The organism is Micromonospora sp. NPDC048842 (genome assembly GCF_040649935.1).
Classification (GTDB): Bacteria; Actinomycetota; Actinomycetes; order Mycobacteriales; family Micromonosporaceae; genus Micromonospora; species Micromonospora hortensis.
In genome coordinates, this window is sequence record NZ_JBEZGK010000007.1 from 276,997 (window position 1) to 293,982 (window position 16,986).

Consider the following 16,986-nt stretch of genomic DNA (forward strand, 5'->3'; position numbering starts at 1 on the left):
CCTTCCGCTGGGTCCCGCGCGTGGTGCGACAGTTACACCCATCGATTCGCGCGCGTTGGCTCACCATCCATCCTCACCAGGGAGTGATTCGATGAGTCGCGACACCGCACTCGTTTCGGCCGAGTGGGCCGAGAAGAACCTCGACGCCCCGGGCGTCGTCTTCGTCGAGGTCGACGAGGACACCTCGGCCTACGAGACCGGCCACATCGCCGGCGCCATCAAGATTGACTGGAGGACCGACCTCCAGGACCAGGTCCGCCGGGACTTCGTCAACAAGACGCAGTTCGAGGCGCTGCTCTCCGAGCGGGGCATCAGCAACGACGACACCGTCATCCTGTACGGCGGCAACAACAACTGGTTCGCCGCGTACGCCTACTGGTACTTCAAGCTCTACGGCCACCGTGACGTGAAGCTGCTCGACGGCGGCCGCAAGAAGTGGGAGCTGGACGCCCGCCCGCTCGTCACCGACGCGGTGTCCCGCCCGGCGACGCAGTACGTCGCGCAGGAGCCGGACACCTCCATCCGGGCCTTCCGCGACGAGGTCGTCGCGGCGATCGGCACGAAGAACCTGGTCGACGTGCGCAGCCCCGACGAGTTCGCCGGTCGCCTGCTCGCCCCCGCCCACCTGCCGCAGGAGCAGGCGCAGCGGGCCGGCCACATCCCCACCGCGATCAGCGTGCCGTGGTCCAAGGCCGCCAACGAGGACGGCACCTTCCGGTCCGACGACGACCTGCGCAAGATCTACGGCGACGCGGGGCTCGACGACGGCAAGGAGACCATCGCGTACTGCCGGATCGGTGAGCGCTCCTCGCACACCTGGTTCGTGCTCCAGGAGCTGCTGGGTCACCGCAACGTCAAGAACTACGACGGTTCCTGGACCGAGTACGGCTCGCTGGTCGGTGTGCCGGTCGCGCTCGGCGACGAACCCGGGGAGGCCTGATCATGACTCTTCCCACCGCCGCGGGTTGCGCCGCACCGGACCAGGCCGCGCCGCTGCCGGCCAGCCTGGACCTGGAGAAGGAAACCGTCATCACCGGCATCGTCCGCTCCACCGAGGCCGAGCCGGTGCCCGGCGCGTACGTTCGGCTGCTCGACTCGACAGGTGAGTTCACCGCCGAGGTGGTCACCTCGGCCGCCGGGCAGTTCCGGTTCTTCGCCGCGCCGGGTTCCTGGACGCTGCGGGCGTTGTCCCGGCACGGCAACGGCGACACCGCTGTCACTGCCGGCCGAGGCGTCAACGAGGTTGCCGTCACCGTCGCCTGACCCACCGCTCTGATCGACCGGGGCCGGTCGCCCTCCCGGGGGTGGCTGGCCCCGGTCGTCTCTTCGCAGCGCGCCGGCACGCCGGGACGGGTGCCGAAACCCATCGGCATGCGTCACTATCTACTGGTGCATTTCAGGGATGAAAGCGGCGGGTCCGACGAAGCGGTCCCCATCGTTCTCTGCGTGGGCACGGACACATCGCTGCGGGAGCGGGTGCTGAGCCAACTCGACGGGCGCGCCCCGGTGCTCAGCTGTTCGGATCTGACCGAGCTACGCGAGCTGTTGTCGTCGCCGACCGGTCCGACGCCGGTCAGTCCCACAGTCCTTCCACTCGCCGAGGCGCGCGGCCTGGTCACGTGGGGTGAACTGGTCGTCGACCGGGTCGGACAGCGGGTCACCTGGCGTGGCGAGGTGCTCCCGCTGACCCCCACCGAACGGGAGTTGCTCACAGTGCTCGTCGGCCCACCGCCTGCGGTGTGGAGCTACGAACGGCTCTGCGTCTCCGCGCTGGGTGGCGCGGACACCGCGGCGCTGCAATCCACCATCAGACGGCTTCGTCGCAGGCTGCGGGGCCTGCCGGGCGGGCCGCAGGTGCACACCGTGCGGGGGATCGGCTACCGACTCGACCCGCCGCCCCGGCGAAACCACCACTGACCCGCTGTCGCTCCACCAGGGCGACCGCCTCCGCTGCCGCCCCGGCGGCGAGCGCGTGACACCATGGCCGGGTGAGCGGTGTTGTCCAGACGGGTTGGGCCTCTTCGGCCGGCCCTGCCGCGCCGACACCGACCCGGTCGCGGCGACGTTGGCTGCTGGCCGTGACAGTGGTCTGGGCCGTGCTGCTGGCCGGGCTCACCTGGATATCGGTGCGGAACGACCCGCCGACCGTGCGCGAACAGCGTTCCCTTGATCAGGCCGGCCCGGTGGTCGACCGGGCGGTCGGCGAGTTGGCCCGCGCGGCCGGTGCGGCCGTGCTGCTGGAACTGGGCCCGGCGCGGATCGCGTCCGGCTGCCGGGTCACCCCGTTCGCCGACGGGGCCAGGTTGCGGCGCGAGGTAGGGGTGCTCGCTGCCACCGGTGACGAGCGGGCCGTGCTGGCCGGCATCGCCCAGCGGCTGCCGGCGAGCTGGCGGGCCGGGGTCGGGCCCGGGGTGGACGGCCCCGAGCTGCGCGCCGATGCCGGAGAATTCGTGGCCGTCGAGGGCCGGCCGACAGTCGACGGCCGGGTGCGACTGGTCGTCGACACCGGTTGCCGACCGGTCGGCGCCGGCTACACGCCGTCCCCGGCAACCGCTGTCGGCCCGGAGGCCGCCGCGCTGACCGCCGCACTGACGGCCCTCGACCGCCCGGGTGACGCCGCGTCGGAGCAGGTCACCGCGCCCTGCCCGGGCGGCGGGCTCGCCCGTACCGTGTGGTCCGCGAACGGTCCCGGCCCGGCGGCATCGACGGCCGCGCTCGCCCCGCTGGCCGGCAACGCCCCACTGCTGGACCAACCCCCGGTGTACGCGTACCGCAGCGGTGCCGTCACGGTGCTGGCCGAGATCGGCCCGGACGCCACCCGACTGGCCGCCACAGTCGGCTGCACGAGCTGAGCCGGGCAGCCCGCTCGGGTCAGCCGTCGTTCGGCTGGTCCTCCGGGTCACGGCTGCGGCCCAACGCGTCGACCATGCCCCACCGGCCGGGGATGTCCAGCAGCTCGACCCGGCCCATCCCCGGTGGCACGGCCGGGTCGATGATCAGGTGCTCGCCCTGTGGCTCCAACCCCAGCATCACCCGCAGCAGCAGAAGCGGGGTGCCTGTCGACCAGGCCTGCGGGCTGCACGCGGTCGGGTACTCCACCGGGTAGTCGGTGAGGTCACGGGCGTAGCCGGCGAACGCCTCCGGCAGCCGACCCTCGAAGTACCGGGACGCGGCCAGCATCGTGTCGCAGAGCAACCCCGCCTCCTCCCGGAAGCCGTACCGCCACAACCCCCAGGCGATGATCGAGTTGTCGAACGGCCAGACGGTGCCCACGTGGTAGCCGATCGGGTTGTACCGTCCCTCGTCAGCGGCGAGCGTCCGGACCCCCCAGCCGGAGAACAGTCGTGGCCCGAGCAGGTGCTCGACCACCTTGCCGGCGCGCGACTCGTCCACGATGCCGCTCCACAGCAGGTGCCCGATGTTCGAGGTCAACGCGTCCACCTGCCGGCCGTCGGCGTCCAACGCGAGCGCGTAGTACTCGCGGTCGGCGATCCAGAAGTCCCTGTCGAACCGCCGTTTGAGGTCGGCGGCCTGCCGCTCCAGCTCGTCGGCGAAATCCGGATCGTTCCAGAAGGTCCGGGCCAGCCGGGCGGCCCGGACCTTTGCGTCGTACGCGTAGCCCTGCAACTCGCAGGTGGCCCGGGGGAAGCCGGGCAACTGACCGTCGGCGTACGAGATGGCGTCCCAGGAGTCCTTCCAGCACTGGTTCTGCAGGCCGGTCTCCGGGTTGCGGGTCTGGTACCAGAGGTAGCCGGTGCCGAGCAGGTCACCGTAGGTGTCGATCCACTCCAACCCTCTGCGGACCTGCGATTCCAGCTTGCGGACGAGTGTGGCGTCGCCGGTCCACCGCTCGTACTCGTCGAGCAGGATGATGAACAGGGGCGTCGAGTCGGCCGACCCGTAGTACGGCGAGTGTGGCTGCTCCTCGAAGCCGGCTGTCTCCCCGTACCGCAGCTCGTGCAGGATCTTGCCGGGTTCCTCGTCGCGGAAGTCGTCCACCCGCTGCCCCTGGAGTCCGGCCAGCATCAGGATGGTCGGCGGGACCAGCTCCGGCAGGAACGGCAGCACCTGCAACGAGGTGATGATGCTGTCCCGGCCGAACAGGGTCATGAACCAGGGCAGTCCCGCGGCGATCAGCCGTACGCCCAGGGCGATCGACTCGTAGCGCAGCGCGGCCAGGTCGTTGAGGCTGCGCCGGTACGCCCCGGCCAACGGCTCGCAGTCGCAGCCGAGCTTCGGCGCCCGGTCGATCAGCTCCTGCTGCTCGGCCCGGATGGCTGTCGCGCTGCGGCTGCCGCCGTACGGGAGGGTGGCCCGGATGTCCTCGCCCCGGGCCCCGTAGACGACGCTGGACACGTGCAGTCGGGTGGTCCACCTGCCGTTGCGGGCCACCCGGATCCGGAAGGTCATCCCGGTGTCGTCGACCTGCGCCGGCGCGGTGGTGCTGACCACCATCTCCCTGTGGAACGCCTCCCGCCGGTAGGTCAGCCGCAGCTCGTTCTCGGCGACAGTGACCGTGGTGCGGCCCCGCTTCTGCCGAGAGTTCTTGATTTCGAACAGGTCGGCGAAGTCGGCCCCGATCTCGATCCGGAGGTTGTACTCGACCTCCGCGCCGAGGTGGTTCAGCACTGTCAGCTCCTCCTCGAAGCTGCCCACTATCGCCCGGCTGCGGATCACCGACGCCTTGGCGTCCAGGTAGTGCGTGGGTTCGCCGGGGGCGAGGAAGAACCTGGTGCGGTACGACTCGGCATCGTCGACGGAGAGAGCGTGCAGCCGTTCGCCGTCCAGGGTGAGCACCCACGTGGACAGGAAACGGGTGTCGAAGGAGAACAGCCCGGTGGGGAAGTCGTAGGACGGTTCGATGTCCCCGCGCCGGTCGCTGACCAGGAAGGTGTTGCCGTCCAGAATGCTGACGAGGTCCTTCACCCGAGTCGCCCGGCTGCTCGGCGGGCCGTTTCGCGGGGATCGCGGGTGCCGGGCGGGTTCGGAAAGAACCGGCGGAAGGCGAGGAAGAGCACCACGTTCCCGCTGAACGTGCTCTCGTTGCGCAGCACCGCGGCGACCCCCTGGGCCTCGCCGCTGATCAGCCTGTCGAAGAGGGCGGCGCTGCTGTACCAGATCGCGTCGGCCGGGCCACGCCCCCGGCTGACCTGCACCGCCCCGGGCCGCATCCGGACCAGCCAGTGTTCGGTGCGGTGGTCTTCGCCGAGGTCGATCTGGAGGGTGCCGTCGGCCAGGCCGCCCAGGACGTCGGGTGCGCGCGACGGCAGTGCCTCGAAGAACCTCTCCGCCGCCTCGGTCACATCCGAATCGTAGGCAGCTGTCCGGGATGTCGGGGCGGTATCGACACTCCGCTCGGATCGACCGACCGCCGCCGTGCGGTCAGTAGACGAGTGCCTGCGCGCCCTCGGCCAAGGCCTCCTCGACGAAGACCGCGGCACCGGCGATCCGGACCCCGGGCAGCACGTCGTCCGGGCCGATCTCCCGTCGGGCCGCGCACTGCGTGCACGCGGTCACCCGACCACTGGTCAGGATGACGTGCAACAGCTCGGCCAGGGGTGCGGAGTGCGGCAGGTCGAACTGTTGGGCGCGACCGGGCAGCGCGAACCAGGTGGACTCACCGGTCAGCCAGAGCGAGACGTCCACCCCGGCCGCTACCGCCGTCGCGGCGACGGTGAATGCCTGCGCGCACCGCTCCGGGGCGTCCGCCCCCGCGGTGGCCTTGACGACGAGATTGCGGGCCATGTGACCCAGCATAGGATGGCCGGGATGGTTACCGAGATCGGGTTTGTCAGCCTGCTGGTCGCTGGCCTGGGCGGGCTCGCCGGTGGCCTGGTCTACCTTGCCGTACGCATTTCGAGAGGACGTTGGTGACGCTGGTGAGCGAGAACCCGCTGCAGCCGCCGTGGCTGAACGCGCCGCCGGTCGAGGAGTACCCGTTCGAGGAGAGCCACGACCTGCGGGTCGGGCCGAAGCTGCACCCCGCGCTTGATGCCCTGCTGCCGTACATCGGTCTGTGGCGCGGTCGGGGCAAGGGCGGTTTCCCCACCATCGAGGATTTCGACTACGCGCAGGAGATCCGGATCAGCCACGACGGCCGGCCGTTCCTGCACTACGAGTCGCGTGCGTGGATCCTCGACGAGGAGAGCAAGCCGGTCCGTCCGGCCGGTCGCGAGGTGGGCTGGTGGCGGCCGGTGCTGGTGGATGGGCGGGCGACCGACGAGCTGGAGGCGCTGCTGACCACCCCGACCGGGGTGGTGGAGCTGCACCTGGGCAAGCGCACCGGCACGCAGCTCGAGTTCGCCACCGACGCGGTGATCCGGACTCCGACCGCCAAGGAGGTCACCGGTGGGCACCGGCTCTTCGGCATCGTCGAGGGTGCGCTGCTCTACGCCCAGGAGATGGCCGCCATGGGGCACGGGCTCAGCCCGCACCTCTCCGCCCGACTGGTCCGTGTCGGCGGCTGACCTCGACGGTCGGCGCCTGACTAGACGGGGAAACCCAGCAGGGTCTGTAGGGCGGGGGTACGCGGGCAGCGAGCCCGCCGTACCCCGTCCAGCGTGTGGACCTCGGCGGCTCCCCGCAGCGACGAGGTGAACCACACGCCGTCCGCCGCGTGCAGTTCGGCGGTGCTGACCATCCGTTCGGTGGAGCGCAGGCCCAGCTCGTTCGCGTGGGCGAGCAGCCAGGCCGCTGTGGTGCCGGCGAGGATGCCGGTGCTGGCGGCCGGCACCGTGCAGAGCGTGTCGTCGGTGAGCCACACCACATTCGCTGTGGGGCCCTCCAGCGCATACCCGTCGGAGGAGATCCAGAGCACGTCGTCCACGCCGGCCCGGCGGGCCCAGCGGCGGGCGGCGCTGTTTACCGCGTACGACGTGGACTTGATGCCGGCCGGCAGCCAGGTCAGCCCGCTGCGGGCGGCGGCGGGCAGCCCCAGCGGCAGGGTGGCCACAGTGATTCCGTCCCGCCGGGCGGCCCGGGTGGCCGCCGGCACCGGGGCCAGCGTGGCGTAGATGGTGGGCGGACCGCCGGCCTCCGGGCCTCGGGTGCAGACCAGCCGAAGTGCCCCCTCCGCAGCCTCTGGCCAGCCTGTCCGCACCTGGTCCAGCAGGTCGATCAGCGCGCTGGCGGGGGGCACTGACAGCTCGACGGCGGTGGCCGCCGTGGCCAGGCGGGCCAGGTGTTCGTCGCGTAGCCACGGCTGGCCGTCGCGCAGGTGCATGGTCTCGAAGAGGCCGTCGCCGTGCAGCACCCCGAGGTCGTCACCGCGGAGCACCGGGTCGCCGGGCGGCACCGGGCCACGCCCCAGGACGGCGATCCGCGCGGTCGGGTCGGCCGCGACCTTCCCGACGGACGACCTCACCATGACCGTCGAGCGTAGCGGTGATCGATCGCGGTGCGGGGAACAGCCTGGTGGCCGAACTATGATCGGACGGTGTCCGAATCCTCCCTCGCGGAAATGCTGCGGGCCCGTGGGCTGCGGCTGACGGCCCAGCGGCAGCTCGTCCTCCAGGCGGTGCTCGATCTGGGCCACGCCACCCCGGAGCAGGTGCACACCGCGGTCCGGGAGGTCGCCGCCGGCGTCAACATCACCACCATCTACCGCACGCTCGAGCTGCTGGAACGGCTCGGTCTGGTCACCCACACGCACCTGTCGCACGGCTCACCGACCTATCACGCCGCCGGTGAACACCAACACGTCCACCTGGTCTGCCGGGAGTGTGGCGCGATCGACGAGATCGATCCGGAGCTGCTCCGCCCCCTCGCCGACCAGTTGGCCGCGCAGCGCGGGTTCCGGGTGGACATCGGGCACGTGTCACTCTTCGGCGTCTGCGCACGCTGCGAGAACGGGGACGAAAAATGATCGACATCGCGGGTGCGGTGGCCGTCGAGGGCATCGACGAGGCCAGCCGTGACCAGCCCGATCCGGCGCACGTCGCGGCCGGCGTGCGGGGGGTGGCCGCGCACTACGGCGACCCGCTGCGCGAGCAGCGCACTCTCGACACCGCTGTCGGTCTGGTCGACCGGTCGCATCGGGGGGTCATCGCGGTGCCCGGGGAAGAGCGGTCCAGTTGGCTGCACACCGTCACCTCACAGCACCTGAACGCGCTGGCGGCCGGTGAGGGCACCGAACTGCTGGTGCTGTCCCCGCACGGCCACATCGAGCAGCACGCCATGGTCGCGGAGGACGGCGAGACCACCTGGCTGGACACCGAGCCGGGCGCGACCCAGGGTCTGTTGACCTACCTGGAGAAGATGCGGTTCTTCAGCAAGGTCGAACCACGCGACGCGACCGCCGAGCGGGCACTCTTGTCGCTGGTCGGGCCGGAGGCCATGGAGGCGCTCGGCACGCTCGGCGTGACCGGGCTCGCCGCGCCGGACGTGGTCGCGGTGCCGGGTCCGAAGTTCCCGCACGGTGCCGTGCCACAGCGGGCGAGCGCTCGGTACGACGTACGAGCGCTGCCGATCGGCGGCTGGGCCCGACGTGGTCCGCTCGGCGTGGACCTGCTGGTGCCCCGCTCGGCGATGGACCAGGTGGTGGCGGAGCTGCGCGGCGCCGGTGTGCCGGTCGCGGGGCTGTGGGCGTACGAGGCGATCCGGGTGGCCGCCCGGCAGCCCCGCGTCGGGGTGGACACCGACCACCGGACCATTCCGGCCGAGGTCGACCTGATCGCCCCGGCGGTGCATCTGGACAAGGGTTGCTACCGGGGGCAGGAGACTGTGGCGCGGGTGCACAACATGGGCCGGCCGCCGCGTCGCCTCGTCCTGCTGCATCTGGACGGGGTGACCACCGACCAGCCGCCGGCGGCCGGTACGCCGGTGACCCTCGACGGCCGGACGGTCGGCTTCGTCGGCACCGCAGTGCTGCACCACGAGCTGGGCCAGGTCGCGCTCGCGGTGTTGAAGCGGAACGTCTCCGACGACGCCGCGTTGCTGATCGGCGAGACCGCGGCGGCGATCGACCCGTCCTGAGCGGGCCGTCTAGGATCGCCGGCATGACGACAGGGACGTTGATCACGGTGGCCCCGACCGGCGCTGAGTCGGCCAAGGCGGAGGTGCCGGCGCTGCCGGTGACCCTCGACGAGTTGCTGCTCACCGCCAAGGAGTGCGAGGCGCTCGGCGCCGCCGTGATCCACGTCCACATCCGCGACGACGAGGCCCGGCCGACGCTCGACCCGGTGCGGCTGGCCGACACCGTGGCGGCGCTGCGGGAGAGAACCGACCTGATCGTGCAGCTCTCCTCCGGTGGTGCGGTGACCGACCCGGAGGCCGCCCGGCTCGCCGTGCTCGACGCGCGTCCGGACATGGCCTCCTGCACCATGGGCACTGTCAACTTCGGCGACGACGTCTTCCTCAACCGCTGGGAGTTCATCGTCGACCTGCACACCCGGATGCAGGAACGCGGGATCGTGCCGGAGTACGAGATCTTCGACCTCGGCCACCTGTCCGCGTTGCAGCGGTTGCTCGGCAAGTACGGGCTGCCGGCCGGCGGGCACGTGCACGTCGACTTCGTGATGGGCGTGCCGGGCGGTATGCCGGGCACCACCGAGACCCTTGTCGCGGCCCACCGGATGCTGCGGGACCTGCCCGAGGGCACCACCTTCTCGGCCACCGGCGTCGGCCGGAGCACCATCGCGGTGCTGCTGGCCTCGCTGTCGACCGGCGGGCACCTGCGGGTTGGCATGGAGGACACCGTGACGTACGCGAAGGGCCGCCCGGTGGAGTCCAACATGCAGTTGGTCGCCCGCGCTGTGGGTTTCGCCCAGCTCGCCCAGCGCCCGCCGCTGACCACCACCGAGGCCCGCGAGCTGCTCGGGCTGTAAGGCCGGGTCTGTCCCGCGCCCCTGTCACCCGGGCGGTGGACCTCCTGGTCACCCCGCCGCCGGGCACCCCCGGACCGTCGGTACCGTCCAGCGCGTGACGAAGACGTACGAGGGCGGCGTGCCGCTCGCCGAGGTGGTCCGGTCCGGGTTCGTGGAGGGTGCGCACCGTGGCTCGGTGGTGGTGCTGGACGCCGCCGGTATCGCTGTGGCGTCCGCCGGGGACGTGTCCTCGCCGATCTTCCCCCGGTCGGCGAGCAAGCCGATGCAGGCGATCGGGATGCTCCGGGCCGGCCTGGCCCTGACCGACCCGGCCGACGTGGCGCTGGTCTCGGCGAGTCACGCGGGCGAGGAATTCCATCTGACCCGGGTCGATGCCCTGCTGGAGCGCGCCGGGTTGGACGCGTCGGCGCTGCACTGCCCGCCCGACCTGCCGGTGGGCGCCGCGGCCCGGGAGGCGGTGCTCCGCGCCGGTGGCGGCCCGAGCCGGGTGCAGATGAACTGCTCCGGCAAGCACAGCGGGATGCTGCTGACCTGCGAGGCCGCCGGTTGGTCGCGGGAGGGCTACTGGCGGCCGGAGCACCCCCTTCAGCAGCGGTTGCGGGCCGCCATCGAGGAGTTCACCGGCGAGCAGGCGGCGGCCGTGGGGGTCGACGGTTGCGGCGCCCCGGTCCTCGCGGTGTCGCTGACCGGCCTGGCCGGGGCGTACCTGCGGCTGGTCGACGCGGAGCCCGGCTCGGTGCCGCGCACCGTGGCCGACGCGATGCGGGCCCACCCGGAGATCGTGGGCGGCACCCAGGCCGACGACACCCGGCTGATGCGTGGCGTCCCGGGGCTGCTGGCCAAGGTCGGTGCCGAGGGTGTGATCGCCGTGGCGCTGCCGGGCGTCGGCGCCGTCGCACTGAAGATCGACGACGGCGCCGACCGGGCCCGGATGCCGGTACTGGTCTCCGCGCTGCGCCGGCTCGGCGTGGACACTCCGGTGCTGACCGAGTACGCCGAGGTGCCGCTCTTCGGTGGCGGGGTCCCGGTCGGGGCGGTCCGCCCGCTCTGGTGACACCGCCGGCGGCGTCGGTGGCGGCTAGCCCAGGAAGTCGAGCAGTGCGGCGTTGACCGGCTCGGGACGCTCCAGCGGCAGCAGGTGCGCGGCGTCCGGTACGTCGGGCAGTCGTACCGCGCCGGGGACCTCGGCGGCGATCCGGTCGGCGAGCCGACTGATGTCCGGCACGTCCGCGGCACCGGCGGTGACCAGGACGGGGATCTTCAGCTCGCCGAGACGACCGATCGCCGGTGGCGACAGCTCTCCCACCTCGACCGCGCCGAGCGCCAGCTCGGCGGCGAGGGCACGCTGGTCCATCTCCTGCGCGAACGCGACCAGCTCGGTGTCGACGTCCTCCGGCTGGCGGTGCGGGCCGACCACCCAGAACCGCACCTCACCGGACGCGCCGGCGACGAAGTCGTCCGGGTCGACCTCGCCGACCAGGCCGTCCCAGAGGTCGTTCGCCTCGTCGGACCACTCGTTGCCGGAGACCGCCGTGTCGAACAGCGCGAGCGCGCTCACCCGGTCGGGGTGGGCCAGCGCGGTGTCGATGGCGACCGCCCCACCGAAGGAGCAGCCGACCAGGGCGGCCCGGGGCAGGTCGAGCGCGTCCAACAGCCCGGCCACGTCGTCGTGGTGCGCGAACGGGGTCGGCGGGAGCTCCGAGTCTCCGTAGCCGCGCAGGTCCGGGACGATCACCCGGTGCCGGGCGGCGAGCGCGGACACCTGCCCCCGCCACATCCGCCGGTCGGCGATTCCGGCGTGCAGCAGGACGACGGGCGAACCGGTGCCGGCCTCGTCGTACGCGATGCTTGCTCCATTGACTGTGATCTTGTGCACGGACGGACCGTACGGATCGGTCGGTCGGCGCGCAAACGGGGCGCTGAGACCTTGCTAACTATGGTTAGCGTTTTGCTTGCAACAGCTAGCGCCGGCGGCTAGCGTCGCTGCCATGGCCACACCCAAGGACCTTCCCGACGTCGGCGGGTTCATCCGCGATCTTCGGCGCAACGCCAAGATCTCGCTACGGCAGCTCGCCGAGCAGGCGGGGGTCAGCAACCCGTACCTCAGCCAGATCGAGCGCGGTCTGCGCAAGCCCAGCGCCGAGGTGCTCCAGCAACTCGCGAGCGCACTGCGGGTCTCCACGCCGGCGATGTACCTACGCGCCGGTCTGCTCGACGACAAGGAAGGCCACGGGGTGCTCGCCGCCATCGCCGTGGACCCCGACCTGACGATGGCGCAGAAGCAGTCGCTCAGTCAGATCTACGAGACGTTCCGCCGGGAGAACACCCGGCTGGCCGAGACCCAGGCCGAAGCCGAGGCGGCGCAGGCCGACCAGCCCGCCAGCCCGCCTGTCAGCCAGGCCGCGGACCTGGCGAATGTCGCCGCCACCGGCCCCACCACAGTGGGCGGCACCCCGACCGAAGCCGTGCTCGAGTCGGTCGCCGTCACCGAGGCGGGCACCGCCCCCGCCCCGGGCAGCACCAGCATCCCCCAGAAGAAGAAGGCCGCCGAGGCGGCCGAAGAGGAGACGTCATGAGCGAGCCGAAGACCAACCGCATCCCCGCCCCGATCTACGCCGCCGCCGGCGCCGGTGAGCTGGCCATCGAGCAGCTGCGCAAGCTGCCGGCAGTGGTCGGCGTGCTCAGCACCCGGGTCGTCGCCGACCTGGGTGGCCGGGCCGTGCTGACCGGCTTCGAGCTGAAGCAGAAGGCCACCGAGACGCTGCGCACCGCCAACGAGACCGCCGACCTGGCGAAGCTGCGCGAGGTGGCCGACATCGACAAGCTGCGCGCCGCCGCGACCCGCAACGCCGCCCTGGTGGTCGCGGGCGCCCAGGTCGCCCAGGAGCGCGCGTTCGCCGCGTACGGCGCGCTGGTCGCCCGGGGCGAGCGGGTCGTCGGTGCCGGGGTGCTGGAGGCCGCCGAGACGGTCAACGCCGACATCGAGGCCACCGAGGCCGTGACGCCGGCCACCACCGCGGCTGTCACCACCACCGCTGCGGCCCCCGCCGACGTGCCGACCCCAGCCGACGTTGCCGAGATCGCCGAGGCCAAGCCCGCCGCGGTCAAGAAGGTCGCCCGCGCGCCGAAGGCCGCCAAGCCGGTCGAGACCCCGTCGGCGAAGCTTCCCCGGGCCACCAAGCGGACCCGCCCGGCCGCCGAGTAGCTCGTCCCGTCGACGACCCCGGCGGCGTCCTTGTCGGACGTAGCCGGGGTCGTGGACATAAACTGGCCGACATGGCCAACGCCGCGCCGATCTTCGCGTTCGAAGTCCGCTACGTGATCGAGCTGATTCTGCTCGTCTTCGCGCTGATCATCCAGGGTGTCGCGCTGGTGCACGCCGTCACGCAGCGCTCCGACGCCTTCCCCGCCATCGGGACGCTGCCCAAGGGCGGCTGGATCGCCATCCTGGCGGTCTGCCTCGTGCTCACCCTGCTCGGCTTCGGTCCGATCAGCCTCTTCGGACTGATCGGCATCGCCGCCGGTCTGATCTACCTGCTCGACGTACGGGTCGGTCTGCGTGACCTCAGCGACGGCAAAGGGTTCTGGTGAGAGGTTTTCGCTGGCCGCCCCCACCCGACAGCGGACCCCGCACCTGGGGGCCCGGGCCGGGTGGGCCGCGTACCGGCCGGCCGGCGCTGCCGGAGCCGGAGACCGAGCTGGTCACCACCCCGCACGGCGTACGACTGGAGCGGCTGGTCACCGGCACCGGTGATCCGGTCACCGTGTTCGCGCACGGGCTGGGCCATGGCATCGCCACCACCCGACCGTTCGGCAGTGGGGTGAACGGCCGCAAGGTGTTCTTCCAGTTCCGCGGGCACGGCCGATCCGTTGCCCCGGACGGGCCGTGGGACTACCTGGACCTGGCCCGGGATCTGCGGGCGATCGCCGACCTCGGCGGCGCCAGCCGGGCGTTCGGCGCGAGCCTCGGCGCGGGTGCCCTCTGCCGGCTCCTCGTGGAGAGCCCGGAGCGTTTCGACAAGCTAGTCTTCTTCCTGCCGGCGGTCCTCGACGAGCCACGCGGGCCGGTCGCCCGGGAGCGCGTCACCGACCTGCTGGAGGCGGTGGAGAGCGGGGACGCCTCGGCGGTCGCCGACATCGTCACGCTGGAGTTGCCCCCGGCGGTGCGCAACACCCCGGCCGGCTGGGCCTACCTGCGACAACGGCTGGACCAGCTGCTCCGCGACGGTCTCGCCGACGGTCTGGCCACGCTCACCGACCAGACACCGCTGCGCCAGATCGGCGACCTGACGGGGGTCACCGCGCCGGCGCTGGTGATCGGTTGCGCGGGCGACGACCTGCACCCGGTCGAGGCCGCCGAGCGGCTCGCCGTCGCGCTGCCCCAGGCCACCCTGCACGTGTACGACAGACCCGGCGTGCTCTGGTCGGAACGCGCCGATCTGCGGGACCGCATCTCCGGCTTCCTGAACGAGTAGCCTGCCCTGTCATGGGCGTCACACAGCACGGCCGGACGCACCGGCTTGACCTTGCCGATCCGACACTGCGCGAATGGACGTGCACGGTCCTGCACGCCGATGCGGAGCAGGGCATCGTGCTGGACCGTTCGGCGTTCTACCCGGGCGGCGGTGGTCAACCACCCGACCACGGCGTGCTGCTCTGGCAGGGGGTGCAGACCCGGATCGTCGGCACCCGCAAGGGCGACGACCCCTACCTGATCCCCGCCGAGGGTGACCCGCTGCCGCCGGTCGGCACCGAGGTCGTCGGCGCGGTGGAGGACGAGCGCCGCACTCGGCTGATGCGTACCCACTCCGGGCTGCACGTGCTCTGCGGTGTGGTGTTCCGCGACTTCGGCGCGCTGGTGACCGGCAACTCGATGGAGCCGGGCGAGGCCCGGATGGACTTCAACCTCCCCGAGGTTCCCCCGGACTTCAAGAGCCGCATCGAGGAGTTGGTCAACGCCGAGGTGGCCGCCGACCGCTCGGTCGCCACCCGGGTGTTGCCGCGCACCGAGGCGCTGGCCCTGCCGGACATCATCCGTACCCAGTCCAACCTCATTCCGCCGGATGAGCAGGAGGTCCGGATCGTCGACATCGTCGGGCTGGACGTGCAGGCCGACGGCGGCACCCACGTCGCCTCCACCGCCCAGATCGGCAAGGTGCAGGTGGTCAAGGTGGAGAGCAAGGGCCGGGCCAACCGTCGGGTCCGGGTCCGACTGGTCGACTAGATCGAGTAACGAATTCGGACGTCGGTTGTCAGGTATTCCTGACAGCGTCGCAGGCATGACACAACCGCTCACAGGAAAGATCGCGCTCGTCGCCGGTGCCACCCGTGGTGCCGGGCGGCAGATCGCCGTTCAGCTCGGCGCGGCCGGTGCCACTGTCTACGCCACCGGTCGCAGTTCCCGGGCCGGCCGCTCCGAGATGGACCGGCCGGAGACCATCGAGGAGACCGCCGAGCTGGTCAGCGCGGCCGGCGGCACCGGCATCGCCGTTCAGGTCGACCACCTGGTGCCCGAGCAGGTCCGCGACCTGGTCGCCCGGATCGACGCCGAGCAGGGCCAACTCGACGTGCTGGTGAACGACATCTGGGGCGGCGACCCACTGGTCACCTGGGACAAGCCGGTCTGGGAGCAGCCGCTCGACGCCGGCTTCCGTACGCTGCGACTGGCCGTCGACACGCACATCATCACCAGCCATTTCGCCCTGCCGCTGCTGATCCGCAAGCCCGGCGGCCTGGTGGTGGAGATGGGCGACGGCACCAAGGCGTACAACGACGAGAACTATCGGCTGTCGGTCTTCTACGACCTGGCCAAGGTCTCGGTCAACCGGCTCGCCTTCAGTCAGGCGCACGAGCTGACGCCGCACGGCTGCACGGCAGTGGCACTCACCCCCGGCTGGATCCGTTCCGAGGCGATGCTGGAGCACTTCGGCGTGACCGAGGAGAACTGGCGCGACGGTGCCGCCACCGACCCGAACTTCCTCATCTCGGAGACCCCGGCCTTCGTCGGCCGGGCGGTGGCCGCGCTCGCCGCCGACGAGGAGAAGGCCCGTTGGAGCGGCAGGTCCGTCGACGCCGGCACGCTGTCCAAGGTGTACGGGTTCACCGACCTGGACGGCAGCCAACCCGAGGGCTTCCGGTACATCACCGAGGTGGTCGACGCGGGCAAACCGGCGGACGTCACCGGCTACCGGTAGAGCGCACCGAGCCGGTCGGCGCTCTCCGCTAACAACCGCCGCAGCTCCGGTGGGCCGAGGACCTCCACCTCGGGGCCGAGCCCCAGCAGTTGGTGGTACGCCACCTGGACCGACTCGACGGGCAGCCGCGCCACCACCCAGCCCTGCCCGTCGGGTGGGCTGGCGGCGGCGACCATCTCGTCGTACACGAAGGGGGCATCGACCTGGTGCCGGAGCTGGCGCAGGCCGGCGGGGCTCAGCCGGACGGCGACCTCGGCCCGCAGCATGGTCCGCAGGAACGACCCGGCCTGCTCGCGCCAGTGCCCGGCCAGGTCGAAGCCCTCGTCGCGGTCGAAGTGCTCGTCGCCCACCTCGACCCCGGTGACCCGGTCCACCCGGTAGGTGCGCACATCGTCGCCGACCCGGCCGACCAGATACCAGACCCCGCTCTTGAGCACCAGGCCGTACGGCAGGACTTGGCGGGTCACCTCCCGGTCGCCGCGTCGGTAGCGCAGCCCCACCACCCGGTCGCCCCAGACCGCCCGGGCCAGCTCGGGCAGCCAGAGCGGTGGCGTGGTCTCCCGGAACCAGCCCGGCACATCCAGGTGGAACCGCTGCCCGGCACGGGCCGGCGCGTCGCGCAGGGCGGGTGGCAGCGCGGCGAGCACCTTCAGCTCGGCGGACGCGACAGCGTCGGCGAGCCCCATCTCACCGGCCGGTCCGGGCAGCCCGGCGAGGAAAAGCGCCTCCGCCTCGTCCCGGGTCAGCCCGGTCAGTCGGGTGCGGTACCCGCCGAGCAGGCGGTAACCGCCGGCTCGCCCCCGGTCGGCATAGACCGGCACGCCCGCCGCGGAGAGCGCCAGGACGTCCCGGTAGACGGTCCGCTCGGAGATCTCGAGCTCCCGCGCCAGCTCGCTCGCGGTCATCGACCCGCGCGACTGCAACAGCAACAGCAACGAGATCAGTCGGGACGCGCGCATCCGCCCATC

Annotated in this window: 21 protein-coding genes and 1 pseudogene; 16 read left to right on the plus strand and 6 right to left on the minus strand. The window is 71.9% G+C overall.

Annotated features, from left to right (window positions below):
• Positions 1-91 precede the first annotated feature (91 nt).
• The 4 genes from AB0C19_RS13105 to AB0C19_RS13120 all read left to right on the plus strand — a co-directional run bounded on the left by AB0C19_RS13105 (position 92) and on the right by AB0C19_RS13120 (position 2,852).
• Positions 92-940 (plus strand): sulfurtransferase, encoded by an 849-nt coding sequence (locus AB0C19_RS13105; RefSeq protein ID WP_238676657.1) that lies wholly within the window; start codon positions 92-94, stop codon positions 938-940.
• 2 nt (positions 941-942) lie between these two features.
• Entirely contained in the window at positions 943-1,263 is a 321-nt protein-coding gene (locus AB0C19_RS13110; protein WP_357183793.1) for a DUF1416 domain-containing protein, read from the plus strand.
• A 108-nt stretch (positions 1,264-1,371) separates the two neighbouring features.
• Positions 1,372-1,917 carry a winged helix-turn-helix domain-containing protein gene (locus AB0C19_RS13115; RefSeq protein WP_357183796.1) on the plus strand — a complete coding sequence of 182 codons (546 nt, stop codon included), beginning with the start codon at positions 1,372-1,374 and terminating at the stop codon, positions 1,915-1,917.
• Between the two features lie 71 nt (positions 1,918-1,988).
• Complete coding sequence (locus AB0C19_RS13120; RefSeq protein WP_357183799.1) at positions 1,989-2,852, plus strand: hypothetical protein; 864 nt, start codon at positions 1,989-1,991, stop codon at positions 2,850-2,852.
• A 19-nt stretch (positions 2,853-2,871) separates the two neighbouring features.
• On the opposite strand, the gene AB0C19_RS13125 is transcribed toward AB0C19_RS13120, so the two are convergent.
• From AB0C19_RS13125 to AB0C19_RS13135, 3 genes are all read right to left on the minus strand, one after another.
• A complete protein-coding gene (locus AB0C19_RS13125) occupies positions 2,872-4,926 on the minus strand; it encodes a glycogen debranching N-terminal domain-containing protein (RefSeq protein WP_357183802.1) in 2,055 nt (684 codons plus the stop codon).
• Positions 4,923-5,303, minus strand: coding sequence for an SCP2 sterol-binding domain-containing protein (locus AB0C19_RS13130; RefSeq protein WP_357183806.1), 381 nt, complete (start codon positions 5,301-5,303; stop codon positions 4,923-4,925). Before AB0C19_RS13130 ends, AB0C19_RS13125 begins: the two co-directional genes overlap by 4 nt.
• 79 nt (positions 5,304-5,382) lie before the next feature.
• On the minus strand, positions 5,383-5,757 hold the full coding sequence (locus AB0C19_RS13135) for a DsrE family protein (protein WP_124820325.1): 375 nt from the start codon (positions 5,755-5,757) through the stop codon (positions 5,383-5,385).
• 12 nt (positions 5,758-5,769) lie between these two features.
• Here AB0C19_RS13135 and mtfM point away from each other — a divergent pair, with 12 nt between their 5' ends.
• Positions 5,770-5,874, plus strand: coding sequence for a small membrane protein MtfM (mtfM, locus tag AB0C19_RS13140; RefSeq protein WP_030327764.1), 105 nt, complete (start codon positions 5,770-5,772; stop codon positions 5,872-5,874).
• Between the two features lie 2 nt (positions 5,875-5,876).
• The gene (locus tag AB0C19_RS13145) at positions 5,877-6,467 is read left to right on the plus strand and encodes an FABP family protein (protein WP_357183931.1); all 591 of its coding nucleotides are present in this window, start codon (positions 5,877-5,879) and stop codon (positions 6,465-6,467) included.
• A gap of 20 nt (positions 6,468-6,487) precedes the next feature.
• On the opposite strand, the gene AB0C19_RS13150 is transcribed toward AB0C19_RS13145, so the two are convergent.
• A complete protein-coding gene (locus AB0C19_RS13150) occupies positions 6,488-7,366 on the minus strand; it encodes an aminotransferase class IV (protein ID WP_357183810.1) in 879 nt (292 codons plus the stop codon).
• Positions 7,367-7,435: 69 nt separating this feature from the next.
• On the opposite strand from AB0C19_RS13150, the gene AB0C19_RS13155 reads away from it, so the two are divergent.
• The 4 genes from AB0C19_RS13155 to AB0C19_RS13170 all read left to right on the plus strand — a co-directional run bounded on the left by AB0C19_RS13155 (position 7,436) and on the right by AB0C19_RS13170 (position 10,878).
• Entirely contained in the window at positions 7,436-7,864 is a 429-nt protein-coding gene (locus AB0C19_RS13155) for a Fur family transcriptional regulator (protein ID WP_124820328.1), read from the plus strand.
• Entirely contained in the window at positions 7,861-8,973 is a 1,113-nt protein-coding gene (locus tag AB0C19_RS13160) for a folate-binding protein (protein ID WP_357183814.1), read from the plus strand. The genes AB0C19_RS13155 and AB0C19_RS13160 overlap by 4 nt, the downstream gene beginning before the upstream one ends.
• 23 nt (positions 8,974-8,996) lie before the next feature.
• The gene (locus AB0C19_RS13165) at positions 8,997-9,824 is read left to right on the plus strand and encodes a 3-keto-5-aminohexanoate cleavage protein (protein WP_357183817.1); all 828 of its coding nucleotides are present in this window, start codon (positions 8,997-8,999) and stop codon (positions 9,822-9,824) included.
• A 94-nt stretch (positions 9,825-9,918) separates the two neighbouring features.
• A complete protein-coding gene (locus AB0C19_RS13170) occupies positions 9,919-10,878 on the plus strand; it encodes an asparaginase (RefSeq protein ID WP_357183820.1) in 960 nt (319 codons plus the stop codon).
• 24 nt (positions 10,879-10,902) lie between these two features.
• On the opposite strand, the gene AB0C19_RS13175 is transcribed toward AB0C19_RS13170, so the two are convergent.
• The gene (locus tag AB0C19_RS13175; RefSeq protein ID WP_357183824.1) at positions 10,903-11,700 is read right to left on the minus strand and encodes an alpha/beta hydrolase; all 798 of its coding nucleotides are present in this window, start codon (positions 11,698-11,700) and stop codon (positions 10,903-10,905) included.
• 112 nt (positions 11,701-11,812) lie between these two features.
• Between AB0C19_RS13175 and AB0C19_RS13180 the strand changes: the two are divergent.
• From AB0C19_RS13180 to AB0C19_RS13205, 6 genes and pseudogenes are all read left to right on the plus strand, one after another.
• Positions 11,813-12,283: pseudogene (locus AB0C19_RS13180) on the plus strand (helix-turn-helix transcriptional regulator); the annotation flags it as partial.
• 113 nt (positions 12,284-12,396) lie between these two features.
• Complete coding sequence (locus AB0C19_RS13185) at positions 12,397-13,029, plus strand: hypothetical protein (protein ID WP_357183827.1); 633 nt, start codon at positions 12,397-12,399, stop codon at positions 13,027-13,029.
• Positions 13,030-13,100: 71 nt separating this feature from the next.
• Positions 13,101-13,415: a DUF2516 family protein gene (locus tag AB0C19_RS13190; RefSeq protein ID WP_357183830.1), complete on the plus strand. Its 315-nt coding sequence runs from the start codon at positions 13,101-13,103 to the stop codon at positions 13,413-13,415.
• The gene (locus tag AB0C19_RS13195; RefSeq protein WP_357183833.1) at positions 13,412-14,299 is read left to right on the plus strand and encodes an alpha/beta hydrolase; all 888 of its coding nucleotides are present in this window, start codon (positions 13,412-13,414) and stop codon (positions 14,297-14,299) included. Before AB0C19_RS13190 ends, AB0C19_RS13195 begins: the two co-directional genes overlap by 4 nt.
• Before the next feature lie 11 nt (positions 14,300-14,310).
• Entirely contained in the window at positions 14,311-15,048 is a 738-nt protein-coding gene (locus tag AB0C19_RS13200) for an alanyl-tRNA editing protein (protein ID WP_238660113.1), read from the plus strand.
• A gap of 55 nt (positions 15,049-15,103) precedes the next feature.
• Positions 15,104-16,018: an SDR family oxidoreductase gene (locus AB0C19_RS13205; RefSeq protein ID WP_357183836.1), complete on the plus strand. Its 915-nt coding sequence runs from the start codon at positions 15,104-15,106 to the stop codon at positions 16,016-16,018.
• Here the strand turns inward: AB0C19_RS13205 and AB0C19_RS13210 are convergent.
• Entirely contained in the window at positions 16,009-16,977 is a 969-nt protein-coding gene (locus AB0C19_RS13210) for a YafY family protein (RefSeq protein WP_357183839.1), read from the minus strand. The genes AB0C19_RS13205 and AB0C19_RS13210 overlap by 10 nt on opposite strands.
• Positions 16,978-16,986: the final 9 nt, after the last annotated feature.

Bases quoted from the DNA above. Each gene is read 5' to 3' on its own strand.
- AB0C19_RS13110 (WP_357183793.1), top strand. From the start codon at position 943: ATGACTCTTCCCACCGCCGCGGGTTGCGCCGCACCGGACCAGGCCGCG.
- mtfM (WP_030327764.1), top strand. From the start codon at position 5,770: ATGGTTACCGAGATCGGGTTTGTCAGCCTGCTGGTCGCTGGCCTGGGC.
- AB0C19_RS13160 (WP_357183814.1), top strand. From the start codon at position 7,861: ATGATCGACATCGCGGGTGCGGTGGCCGTCGAGGGCATCGACGAGGCC.
- AB0C19_RS13185 (WP_357183827.1), top strand. From the start codon at position 12,397: ATGAGCGAGCCGAAGACCAACCGCATCCCCGCCCCGATCTACGCCGCC.
- AB0C19_RS13190 (WP_357183830.1), top strand. From the start codon at position 13,101: ATGGCCAACGCCGCGCCGATCTTCGCGTTCGAAGTCCGCTACGTGATC.
- AB0C19_RS13165 (WP_357183817.1), top strand. From the start codon at position 8,997: ATGACGACAGGGACGTTGATCACGGTGGCCCCGACCGGCGCTGAGTCG.
- AB0C19_RS13200 (WP_238660113.1), top strand. From the start codon at position 14,311: ATGGGCGTCACACAGCACGGCCGGACGCACCGGCTTGACCTTGCCGAT.
- AB0C19_RS13115 (WP_357183796.1), top strand. From the start codon at position 1,372: ATGCGTCACTATCTACTGGTGCATTTCAGGGATGAAAGCGGCGGGTCC.
- AB0C19_RS13105 (WP_238676657.1), top strand. From the start codon at position 92: ATGAGTCGCGACACCGCACTCGTTTCGGCCGAGTGGGCCGAGAAGAAC.
- AB0C19_RS13135 (WP_124820325.1), bottom strand. From the start codon at position 5,757: ATGCTGGGTCACATGGCCCGCAATCTCGTCGTCAAGGCCACCGCGGGG.
- AB0C19_RS13205 (WP_357183836.1), top strand. From the start codon at position 15,104: ATGACACAACCGCTCACAGGAAAGATCGCGCTCGTCGCCGGTGCCACC.
- AB0C19_RS13150 (WP_357183810.1), bottom strand. From the start codon at position 7,366: ATGGTGAGGTCGTCCGTCGGGAAGGTCGCGGCCGACCCGACCGCGCGG.
- AB0C19_RS13210 (WP_357183839.1), bottom strand. From the start codon at position 16,977: ATGCGCGCGTCCCGACTGATCTCGTTGCTGTTGCTGTTGCAGTCGCGC.